This is a genomic window from Acetivibrio sp. MSJd-27 (genome assembly GCF_018918095.1).
Taxonomy (GTDB): Bacteria; Bacillota; Clostridia; order UMGS1840; family HGM11507; genus HGM11507.
The window spans coordinates 34,786-46,498 of record NZ_JAHLPV010000020.1 but is presented as its reverse complement, the minus strand read 5'-3'; the positions used below and the strand labels follow the sequence as shown (position 1 = coordinate 46,498).

General features: G+C 47.8%; 8 protein-coding genes and 1 riboswitch. Of the genes, 6 read left to right on the top strand and 2 right to left on the bottom strand.

Annotated elements, in window-relative coordinates; genetic code table 11:
• On the top strand, positions 1-1,403 hold a 1,403-nt coding region (locus KQI32_RS08155; protein WP_216424640.1), incomplete at its 5' end, for an S-layer homology domain-containing protein.
• 62 nt (positions 1,404-1,465) lie between these two features.
• Positions 1,466-1,662: riboswitch (cobalamin riboswitch) on the top strand.
• A gap of 171 nt (positions 1,663-1,833) precedes the next feature.
• Positions 1,834-5,427 (top strand): S-layer homology domain-containing protein, encoded by a 3,594-nt coding sequence (locus KQI32_RS08150; RefSeq protein ID WP_216424639.1) that lies wholly within the window; start codon positions 1,834-1,836, stop codon positions 5,425-5,427.
• A 379-nt stretch (positions 5,428-5,806) separates the two neighbouring features.
• On the opposite strand, the gene KQI32_RS08145 is transcribed toward KQI32_RS08150, so the two are convergent.
• Both KQI32_RS08145 and KQI32_RS08140 read right to left on the bottom strand, forming a co-directional pair.
• A complete protein-coding gene (locus tag KQI32_RS08145; protein WP_216424638.1) occupies positions 5,807-6,382 on the bottom strand; it encodes a hypothetical protein in 576 nt (191 codons plus the stop codon).
• 111 nt (positions 6,383-6,493) lie between these two features.
• The gene (locus KQI32_RS08140; protein WP_216424637.1) at positions 6,494-8,101 is read right to left on the bottom strand and encodes an S-layer homology domain-containing protein; all 1,608 of its coding nucleotides are present in this window, start codon (positions 8,099-8,101) and stop codon (positions 6,494-6,496) included.
• A 309-nt stretch (positions 8,102-8,410) separates the two neighbouring features.
• On the opposite strand from KQI32_RS08140, the gene KQI32_RS08135 reads away from it, so the two are divergent.
• From KQI32_RS08135 to KQI32_RS08120, 4 genes are read left to right on the top strand one after another with little or no spacing between them, the layout of a single operon-like run.
• A complete protein-coding gene (locus tag KQI32_RS08135) occupies positions 8,411-9,289 on the top strand; it encodes a hypothetical protein (RefSeq protein ID WP_177691518.1) in 879 nt (292 codons plus the stop codon).
• Complete coding sequence (locus KQI32_RS08130; RefSeq protein ID WP_177691517.1) at positions 9,286-9,552, top strand: PqqD family protein; 267 nt, start codon at positions 9,286-9,288, stop codon at positions 9,550-9,552. The genes KQI32_RS08135 and KQI32_RS08130 overlap by 4 nt, the downstream gene beginning before the upstream one ends.
• Positions 9,549-10,007, top strand: a complete 459-nt coding sequence (locus KQI32_RS08125) for a S24/S26 family peptidase (protein WP_216424636.1) — start codon at positions 9,549-9,551, stop codon at positions 10,005-10,007. Before KQI32_RS08130 ends, KQI32_RS08125 begins: the two co-directional genes overlap by 4 nt.
• Positions 10,004-11,677 carry an ABC transporter ATP-binding protein gene (locus tag KQI32_RS08120; RefSeq protein ID WP_216424635.1) on the top strand — a complete coding sequence of 558 codons (1,674 nt, stop codon included), beginning with the start codon at positions 10,004-10,006 and terminating at the stop codon, positions 11,675-11,677. Before KQI32_RS08125 ends, KQI32_RS08120 begins: the two co-directional genes overlap by 4 nt.
• Positions 11,678-11,713: the final 36 nt, after the last annotated feature.

The following is an 11,713-nucleotide window of genomic DNA, read 5'->3' as shown; positions in this document are numbered from 1 at the left end:
GTGAGCTTTCCGCGGTGGACTGGGAGACCGGGGAGGTCAAACAGATCCGGAATTTCAGCGTCGGGGCGCTGGCCTTGTCCTCTGAGGGAAACCTGTACTATTTTGACGGGTTGGGGACTTCCCTTTTGAAGACAAAAATTGCTTCTGAGGTTGAGCTGCCCGAAATCACGGAGGCGGAACTGATAAATATGCCCGGAAGCTCCAAAGACTATATGCTGATAAAATCCGATTCCGTGCTGGAAAACCGGAAGATTGAATTGTATACAGGGCAAGCGGAGACACAAGCGAAGGCAAGTATTGCTTATCAGCCTTCAGAGGAAGAAACTGTTCTTCTTGAGATTCCTGCAGGCATATTGAAAGCTGAGAGCGGAACAATATATCTGGGCGTGGAGGCGGATGGACTTCGGACAGAAGTGCAAAATCGGCTGAAGGTTTCTTATAAAAAAGAACCCAAGATATCCGATAACATTCCCTCCAGCATAAAGGTGAAAGAGGTAAAGTCACTGAATATAACAATGGATTCCGATCGATTTGAGGTGGAAGAAGCAGAACTCCTTTCTTCGGACAGCGGAAAATTGCAGGCTATAACAAGCGAAAGGGCAATGAAGGGAATGGAGCAGGGAAATGTCGAACTAACGGTCACAGTAACCTGCAGAGAAAAACGAACAGGGAAAACAGCTACTGTAATAGGAAGTTTTCCAGTTACCATCACGAAAACCACGTCGACTACCGGTGGAGGCGGAGGCGGCGGTGGGGGCGGCGGAACGCCTGCAACGCCGAAGCCTACTGTGACACCGAGCCCCACACCCACTCCGGCGCCAACGGCAGAGCCCAGCGGCTCGCCTTCGGAAACCAGGTTTGATGATGTGGGAGAAGCATACGGCTGGGCAAAAGAATCCATTGAACTTTTGGCACAAAAGGGAATTATAGCGGGAACTGGAGAACGCACTTTCTCCCCTCAAGAAAATATTAAACGGGGGGATTTTATCCTGCTGATGGCAAGACTGTTTGATTTAAAACAGGCGGAGGGCGTGACAGAATTTTCGGATGTACCGAGGGACAGCTACTATCATGATGCGATCATGACCGCAAAGGCGATGGGAATTGCAAAGGGAGCCGAGGACGGCACATTCTCGCCGGAAGCGTTCATCACACGGGAAGATCAATCTGTTTTGCTGTATCGGATTTTGACGGAGACATCTGTTTTGGAGAAAGGAGAAGGCACGGAGGAGCTGGAGAAGTTTGAAGACAGAGATGAAATTTCCCTCTATTCACAGGAGGCGCTCGGCACAATGGTGAGAAATGCACTGCTGCGGGGCGATGGGGGAAAAATACAGCCCAAAGCGTTTGCTACCCGGGCGGAGACCGCTGTGCTTCTGAAACGTATTTATGACTTACTGTAATCTTTTTTTGTGTAAATTAATCATAGACAATCCTGTGGTTTTGTGATAAGATAATTATAAAAGTAAATAAAATGGATGTTGGTGGCAATAGAGATATTGCATAATAGGGAATCAGGTTAAAATCCTGAACAGTCCTGCTGCCGTGTTGACAGAGCGGCTTTCTGTGCGAAAAGCAGACCACTGAACGGTTTCGTTTGGGAAGGTGAAAGCTTGCGATGACGTCTGAGTCGGAATACCTGCCAGCATTTCCTGAAATGGGTTCGATGCGTTTCGGGATGCTATGGCTTCACAGTGTATGAAGGGTGTAGTTTACGGTTTTCAGCGAAAAAACAGGATGTTTTCTGTTATTCCATTTGTTGAGATCAAGAGCTCTGTCTGTAAAGTCAGGGCTCTTTTTATTTGCTGTTTGAAAAGAAGAAGGAGGATACTTATGAAAACAAATGGGAAAAAGCTGCTGAGCCTTTTGATTGCGCTAACAATGGTGTTTGGTCTGAGCGTAAATTTTGTCTCTGCAGAGATGCCGGAAATCATCTGCACAGCGGATGAGCTCATCCTGCTTTCCAATGATCCAAGCAGATGGGGTGGAAGTTTCATTCTGGGCAGCGACATTGACATGACGCAGACGACGGACGCATCTGCTGGAAAGATGTTAAAACCAATTGGCAACAGTAAGACCAAAAGCGGTTCCGCAAGGGCTCCTTTCACGGGAGCTTTTGACGGAAACGGCAAGACGATCTCCAATCTGAAGATAGCTGTCAGCACAGAGTTCTCGGGCATGTTTGGCTATATTCTGGGAGGAACGGTAACCGGCGTCACGCTGACAGAAGCCTCTGTTTCCGGCACAGATGGAAGCGTCGGCACTCTAATTGGGGTGAACGATGGAGGTACGGTGACGGACAGCGGCGTAATAAACACCACGGTATCCGGAAAAGGCTCCTGTATCGGAGGCTTAATCGGTAAAAATATGGGTACCGTGCGCAACTGTTTTGTGGACGGTGAAAACAGCATGGTAAGCTTGCCGGAAACCACCTCCACCAATTACGGCGGTTTTGTAGGCGTGAACGGATATGTGAGTTCACCGGGGCTGATTGAATCCAGTTTTTCCACCGCAAAGGTGAATGTTGTCCCGGAAAAACCTTTCGCTGGGCGGATCGGTGGATTTGCCGGTGCGATGGAGGACATAGAAGGAAGCGCGATAAAAAACTGTTACAGCTTAGGGGATGTAAAAGCCCTGAAGGAAGCCGGCGGCTTTATCGGAAGAATGGCCGGCGGCAGCCTGGAGAATTGTTTCAGCACTGGAAACCTCACCTGTACTGGAGAAAATGCCGGCGGATTCATCGGAAACCGGCTGGGCGGCGATATCCGGAATACATATTATAATCAATCTACATTTTCCGCTGCGGTTGGAAACGGTGCATCGGATGGGATCACTGTGAAAACAACAGATGAGATGCAATCGGATGCTTTCACTGCGCTCTTGAATACAGAGGCGGATGTTTGGGCGCGGAGGAATAATTTGAACAGCAAATATCCTTATCTCGTCTCCAATGAACCGGCTGTTGCCGCTCCTCCGGAGCAAACCGTCCAATTGAAGATGGCGGTGGCGGACTATCAAAGCTATCGTTTTGTGAAGATGAATCTGTTTGATGAATTGACCGTCTCCGACCAGAGTGAATTTGGTTTATCCGTGCTGGGAGCCCTGGACAGCGCTGGAATTCCCTATGAGGCCGAGCCCAGCAGCTACGGTGTTTATGTCAAATCCATCAATGGAAAGGCGGCTGGCGGCAATGACGGCTGGATGTTTATGGTCAATGGGATCAGCCCCAGCAGCAGTGCTGACAGCACTACCATTAAAGCCGGGGATCAGGTAATCTGGTTCTACGGAACTTCCGCGAACAACTATCAGGGACCGTCCTGGGCAGAATTGAACGGTACAGAAATTGGGGCGGAAAGCGAATATTTCGAGGGAACTGGTATATCTTCCGATCCATATCTGATTAAGACGGCGGAGGATTTGACCAATGTGATACAGCATCCCTCTGCGGCATTCCGTCTGGAGAACGACATTGCTTTAAAAGGAACACAGGATACCCCAATCGGAACACAGGATACTCCCTTTGCTGGAACGTTTGACGGAAACGGCAAGACGATTTCCGGATTAAGAATGGAGACGGAAGAATACAACATCGGCTTGTTTGGCGTGATTGACAGGGCAAAAATCCTGAATGTGACGATAAAAGATGCGGATATTACCGCAGGGGGACAGGTTGGTGTTCTTTGCGGTTATGCAAAGGAAGGCTCTTTGATTGCAAACTGTCACGTTTCCGGTAAAGTGACCGGGATAGGGGAACCGATCATCAAAGCAACCCGTGCCGGAGGCTTGGTTGGCTTTAATGACGGCAACAACACCATTCCGGGAACCGATTACAGCAGCTATATTTATGGCGTGATTGAAAATTGTTCCGCAAATGTGACAGTGAATGGAAGCACTGGTCATGTGGGTGGTTTGGTCGGTTTCAACCGCGGCATTATCAACCTCTCTCATGCGGACGGAAAGGTGACCGGGGAGAACACCACAGGCGGTCTGGTTGGAAGCAACTTTGAACAGATCACCAATTCCTATGCTACCGGTGAGGTGAACGGTGCGTATTCCACTGGAGGCTTTGTGGGATCCAGCACGGTTTATTCGACCATTACAAGCTGCTATTCCACCGGCAACGTGATTGCAACAGATAAAAAAGGCGGAAACTACTTCGGCGGCTTCGCCGGCGCTTCCTCTGCCGTTATGCAGGATTGTATCAGCACAGGAATCCTGTCGCCGGGATGGAGCTGGAACGGCGGTTTCTGCGGTACCTTTGATGGTATCTTTGGAGAGGGATACGGACAGAGCAGAAACTGTTTCGGCAACACGGATACGCTGGATGGAACCGAGATAAAAGCCATCGGAAATGATATTGAACTGGAATATCCGGAAGTCGCTTTGACTTATACGGAAGCGGCTGAGAAGATAGAAGAAATGTTTGGGGTAACAATCGCTCCCTGGCCGGAGGAGAGCAATACGGCAAACACCTTAAAAACGCTGGAAATCCAGGGATACACAAAGAAAGCGGCAAGCGGCGAAAACGCATACCGCGTAACGGTTCCCTACACCGTCGAAAAACTGAAGCTGATCGCTTCTGCAAATGATGCAAACGCCTCGATTGAAGTGCTTTGGAATGGCGATTCCGTCCGCGGTGACGGCGTCTATTCACTAAGCAGTGTGAAAACGGGGAACAACGTAGTTAAGGTGACCGTCATCCCGCAAAGTGCTCTGTTTGAACCAGTGGAATATACTATAACCATCCTTAAGGAAAAGAAGCCGTCCGGCAGTAATACGGATTCTTCAACAGGTACGGTGGTGAACGGAAATAACGGCGGTTCGAGAAAGGCAGCCTATATCAATGGCTATGAGGATGGAACCTTCCGTCCCGACAATGCGGTTACCCGTGCGGAGGTCACTGCGCTGCTGGCAAAGATATCGGAAAAATTCCAGATAAGCCAGTATTATGCCAACGGTTTTTCCGATGTGCCGGGCGGCTGCTGGTATGAAAAATATGTGGGCTTTGCCGCACAGAACCAGTTTATCTCCGGCTACGAAGACGGAACCTTCCGCCCGGACAACCAGATGAGCAGAGCGGAGTTTGCAGCGCTGATAGCCAAATATCTGAAGCTGGATAACACAGAAAACGGCAGTGCGTTTTCCGACAGCAAAGGGCATTGGGCAAACGGATATATCACAGCGTTAAGCAGTGCTGGGTATGTAAGAGGCTATGAAGACGGAACCTTCCGCCCGGACGGGACAATCACCCGCGCGGAAGCGGTTAAGGTGATCAATCTGCTGAGCGGCAGAGTGCCGGATAAAGAAAAGATCGATAAGAATATTGGGAACTATTCACTTCCACTCAAAGACATATCTCCTTCCCATTGGGCATACTATGAAATTGTTATTGCTACATTGGAACACAGAAACGGAGATTTTGAATAGATTGATATATAAGGAAAAAGCCATACACAAAAGAGAAAAGTTCCTTTATAAAGGATAAAAAAGAGGATACCGTTTAACCAAACGGTATCCTCTTTTGTTGAAGTCCACCCACTATGATACTTTTGAACTGTCTCTTATGGGGCAGCAATGCTGATTTTATACAGTTATTTCAATTGCTCATATTGATACGATGCAAGTTCAATAAAGGCTTGCCCCGTCATTCAACGAGGACAAGGGCACTGCTATGCAGTGCCGCGATCAGCGAGAGATTGCACTTCCGCTGATCGCGGATATGGAACCCGCCGCCTTAAGAGGCGGGGGGACATCTTGCCCGCAGTTATAAAACAATCGCAGCAGAATTGCACCTCATCAAAAACACTTAACTTTTCTTTTTACCCGATTTCCTCCGGTATCTGACCAAACTGAACAGAGTGGAAAGACTGATAAACAGAAAGCAATACCCCAGAGAAAAGCAGAGCTGCATCCATTCCTTCTGGCCAAAGTAATATACGACAGGGGCTAGCAGAAACACTGGGATGGATAAAATCAAAAAGCTTTTTGTGATATTGATTTTTCCTCGTTTCTGCACATTCTCAAACACATAGCTGGAAATATACCAAATAAGAGCAGTGTAAAGAAGAGCATAAATACACTGGGTAATCGCAAAAATCTGCATATCCCTGTCCAAAAACACAATCAGGGTGACCAGTAGGGAGATCACACAAAACTGCTTGGCGAACATATTAAGGGTTTTCCCGTATCGCCCGTGTTTGGCATAATTAAAGGCGTACAGGGCGGCGAGCAATTGAGAGACAGCCACGGGAACAGCGACATGCCAATAAAAATTGTATTTCATGCCCCCAAGATGCTTGTTTGCCAGAATCAATATCAGAATGGAAATGATTCGAATACAGGTTCCCAGGATTCCAAAGCCGGTATGGTGTCTTGAATTCATGATGCATTACTCCTATAAAAAAGTTTTTCTTTCCGAAAAACGCAGCTGCGCTTCGCGCGTTGTTTTTTGAAACATGCAATTGCGCAAGATTCCGCGCAATTGCCTATGTTATCAAAAAAGAACATAGCTGGTCTTAATATCCACGAAAAATTCTGAGCCGCTGGCCGGTACGGCGGGAATATCGTCCGTCAGTTTCTGATCGCCGAATAGATCCTGATAACTGACGTTTTTCGGATTGTCCAGCACAATGCATTTTGTGCGGATAGTGAAGCCCTGTCCGTTGTCAAAGACGAGGCTGGGGTAATATTCAAAGCGCAGGGTAACCCCGAACTTGTCCTGTCCGGCAGCGACAATTTTATCCAGCTGAGCGAGGAACATATCGGAGAATTCTCTTGCGAAGTCAAAGTTCAGCCGGGGCAATCCAAATTTTTCAGCACTGCCCGTGAAAGCGATTGGCGCATTGTACACGGCATTCGGAACATCCTTCAAAATATATTGGTATTTATCCTTTGACGATGGATAGGAGGCAAGGTCGTAAGAAATTTTGCTGTCCTTGGCAATATAGCGGTTTCTGTCATTCTTCTCGGTGGAGTAGATTGTCTGGGAACCGCAGATGTTTTCCAGCTGAATCAGAATAGCACTGATTTCTTTCAGGGTGACTGCTTCCTCCCCCTTGATATTTCCGCCGTCAAACAGCTGAATTCCGTTGGTGTAGGCATAGGTCAGGATAACATTGGTTTTGTCCTTTCCGATGCCGGACAGATCTTTATAGTAGTTGTCAATATTTCCAAGACTTACGGTAGCGTGAGATTTTTTGATCATGCCGTATACCAGAGCGCAGACAGCGTCTTTTTTGTTGGCTGTCTGATCCGCAAAGGCGGCTGTAATCTTGTCCTCCCCAAGGCACTCCTTGCCGATAATGGTGATGTCTCTTCCATAGGTATGCTCCAGCTGAGAAGCGATCGGAAAAGCGCTGTATGTCAGGTTGTATTCTTCACTGGCCAGTCGAAGTGCCGCTCTGGCCAACTCGCCGTTTGTCACGGTTTTGTCCGGATTGTATTCTTTATTGTCGAACAGCTTCATGCTGGTGAATACCGTTTTGGCAACCTCATCGGAAATGGCTTGGCTGAAGCTTGTTCTGGAGGAACCGTCCGTCTCTCTGGAACGGATGATCAGAGCGGCGGCTTCCGCGCGGGAAAGGGTGTCTCCAAGCCGAAGGTCCACTCCGTCGTTTCCAATCATAATGCTGTTGTTGTAAAGCCATGCGGCAGCATCCTGGTTCGCAGACTGTTCGGTGATAATAGAAGGCGCAATCTCGCCTTTTTTCTCGCCGGCACGGCTCCAGAGAAGCTCTGCTGTCTCACCGCGGGTGATAGGCCTGTCCGGCTCAAAATTGTTGCCGCTGCCTTTGAGTCCGGAATACATGATATATTCATATCCCCAATGGTCTTTCGGCACATCGGAAAAATCGGTTTCCCGTTTGTCAGGACCTTTTCCGATCATTTTGACAAATTCCGCTCTTGTGACAGTGTTGTCCGGGCGGAAAGTGCCGTCCTCATAACCGCTGATGGTTCCGTCGTTCACCAGCTTTGAGACGGATTCATAGGACCAGTGGCTGCTGCCCAAGTCAGAAAAACTTATCTCTGCTGCAGCAGGAATGGAAACGGCAGTGAGTAAAATGCCGATGCTGAGTATGTAGGATATTGCCTTTTTTAACATATGAAGAGAACCCCCTATTCTTATTATTAAGCATTCGTTATATAGTGTTTGACTTAAGTTGATTTTAACATATTGCGTCGCTGATTGCAACCTGCTTCTGTGTGATATCCACAAAAACTTGTTTGACAAAACATTTGGTGTATATTATAACCCCGCTCAGCTAAAAGCGGCAGATTTCGTTTGTGAGCAGGCAGCGGAAAGATAGCCCCCATTTCGCGGGGTTGAAACGTAAAAAGGTGACTTTTGCCTTGCAAAAGTGTTTTAATCTTGTTATAATGATATTACTATTACGGACAAAGGAGTTTCAGAATGCCGAACTACTGTATTGCCGGGCTTTCTGTCTGGGTTGAAAATATAAATTACCCCTTTTTTCTGAGAAGGATGGAACAATACCGTGTAAAAGAGGCTGTAGTGCCAGATTTGAAGATTTCCTTCTCCGAACAGGAGGAAATTTTTGAACCGGAAGGAGATTTAATTGGGCAGAGAATGGGGTATCGCACTTATCTTTTGACAAAAGAGGGCGGATATGTCAATTTCGACCGGCTGGAGAATACCGAAAACCGTACGGCGCTTATGACGGCAGATCCGGGGTTTCGTGAGGTACAGGCGGTGATACGGGATGTGGAAATGCTGGGCGGGGCCCCGGTTGATGTTCGCTGTTTTAATATGACAGGAGAAATTTTTAGAATGGCGCTGACGTTACACGGAGGGTTGGTGGTGCATTCCTCCTCCATTGCTTTTGGCGGGGATGGAATTCTGTTCTCTGCTCCGTCCGGAACCGGAAAATCGACCCATACCAGACTGTGGAAGAAGTGTTTTGGTGATAGGGTTACCGTTGTCAACGACGATTCTCCGGCGGTTACCTTTGTAGATGGGAGACCACATATCTGTGGAACGCCTTGGAGCGGGAAGACAGAGATCAATGAAAATATACATGTACCTTTGCGTGCTGTCGTTTTTCTGGAGCAGGCGAAGGAGAACCGGATCAGTGAATTGAAGCCGCAGGAGGCTGTATTCCGGTTGCTGCGGGAGATTGCGGTATATCCATACCGCGATATGGCAGATATTGCTCTTGATACGGCCGACGGGCTTCTTAAGCAGGTTCCCTGCTATTTGCTGGGATGCAGGCCGGATGAGGAAGCCGTGCAGATGGTAAAAAATACGTTGCGGATAGGAGAAAAGAAATGAGAGTCAACCAGGAATTTTTGTTAAAAGAAATTGCAGGCAGTTTTGTGGTAATTCCAGTCAGTTCTATTTTGGTGGATTTTGATGGGATGATTACCTTGAATGAAACCGGCGTTTTTCTCTGGCGGCTGCTGGAGGAGGACAGAACCTTTGAAGAACTGCTGGCAGAGCTCCAAAAGGAATACGATGTAGATGAGAAGACTGCCCGCGAGGATATCACGGCGTTTTTGGATGAAATCCGGGCGATCAAAGCACTGGAAGAATGAAAAACGAATTTCTGCTGAAACATATCACAGAACTCAGTCCCATCATGGAGGAATGTCTGCGTTCCGGGAAAAAGGTTCGCCTTACTGTGGTGGGAAACAGTATGTTTCCCCTTTTTTCCAGCAAGCGGGACAGTGTTGTTCTGTCTAAAAAAGAATCCTATCGCAAATACGACATTATATTTTACAGAAGGGAAAACGGCGCCTGTATTCTGCACCGGATCGTCGCTGGCAGGGACGGTGCCTTTTTTCTGTGCGGCGATAATCAGACAAGGCTGGAATACCCGGTTTATCCCGGGCAGATACTGGGAGCAGTAGAAGCGTTTCAGCGAAAAGGGAAAATGTGTTCCATCAAGAGTCTTTCATACCGTCTGTATACTGTTTTGTGGTGTGCGGTGCGTCCGCTTCGCCCCGCACTGCTGTCCGCCGCGCTCAAACTGAGGAGAATAATAAAGTGAAAAGAAACAAAAACGCCTTCCGCTGGATTTGTATCCATTCCAAATTTATTCTTTTTCCGCTGATCCTTTTATGCGCTATCAGTTTTGCCATGTCCATGTGTTCCGTTTCTTTTGCGGTTTTGTCCAGGGAGCTGATTGATACGGCTGTGGGGCAGCTGAGCGGCAGTCTTGCCGCGAAAGCTGTTTCGGTGGCTGCTTTGGTGGGAACCCTGTTGCTCTTGCAGGTTTCCTACAGCTATCTGAATGTGCGTGTTTCGGGAAAACTGGAAATAAAGCTGAGGAAAACTGTCTTCAGCAGCTTGCTGTGCAAGGATCTGACACAGGTCACCGCAATGCATTCCGGGGATTTGATGAACCGCCTTACATCGGATATTTCGATTATCACAAGTGCGGTGGTGGGGATTCTCCCCACTCTGCTGTCCTTCGTCACAAGGCTGGGAGCCGCGGCCGCTCTGCTGCTGTGGGAACAGCCCCTGTTTCTGGCGTTTTATCTGGTTTTCGGGCTTCTTTTTATGGGATTTACAAGAATATACAGCAAGCGAATGAAAAGATTACATAAGATGTGCCAGGAGAGTGAAGGGAAAACCCGCTCTTTTATGCAGGAGGCTCTTCAGAATATCCTGGCGGTGAAAGCTTTCCGTAACGAGAGTGAAGTCACAAATTATTCCTCCGACCTTCAGGAAAAGAATTTCAGGCTGAAAATGAAGCGCAATACTATAAGCATTATTGCTAATATATTCACTTCCCTTGCGTTTACAGCAGGCTACTATTTTGCAATGATCTGGGGAGCATTCCAGCTTTTTGCGGGGGCAATGTCTTATGGTACGCTGGTTTTCATGCTTCAATTGGTCAACCAGATTCAAACGCCTTTTCGCGGAATGTCCGCTTTGCTTCCCCAGTACTATTCCGCTCTGGCTTCGGCGGAACGGCTTCTCGAATTAGAGGAATTGAATCAGGACGCCCCTGCAAAGGCATCCTATCGGACATACCATGCATTGGAAGAGATCCGGTTTGAAAATTTAAGTTTCTCTTATGGAGAAGAACCTGTTCTGCAGGATTTAAACCTGACAGTAAAACAGGGAGATTTTACTGCAATCACAGGTATTTCCGGCATTGGAAAGAGCACTCTTTTGAAGCTTTTGCTAGGGGTTCTGAAACCTGTGGAAGGGAAAGTTTTGCTTACGTCCGATGCCGGAACGCAGGAGGCCGGATGGGAGACGAGAGCCCTGTTTGCCTATGTGCCGCAGGGAAACTTGATTCTTTCCGGCACCATTCGGGAGAACATTGTGTTCTTTCATCAGGAGGCAAAGGAAGAGGAGATTATCCGTGCGGCAAAAGCCGCTGAAATATATGATTTTATCATGCAGCTGCCCCAAAAATTTGATACTGTTTTGGGGGAAAAGGGACTGGGACTGAGCGAAGGGCAAGTACAGAGGCTTGCCATTGCAAGGGCTGTTTTGCATGACGCGCCCATTCTGCTTCTGGATGAGGCCACCTCATCGCTGGACGAGAAGACGGAGCGAGCTATCTTAAACCATATCAAAGAGTGGAAAACAAAAACGTTGTTTATTGTTTCTCACCGGCCGTCCGCTCTGGAGATTTGTAATCATGTGATTCATTTAGAAAAAGGCAAAGCGGAGATAAAAAAAGAGAATGGAACGGATGCCTGAGAAACGGTTTTTCATAACATAGGAAATTACGCGGAA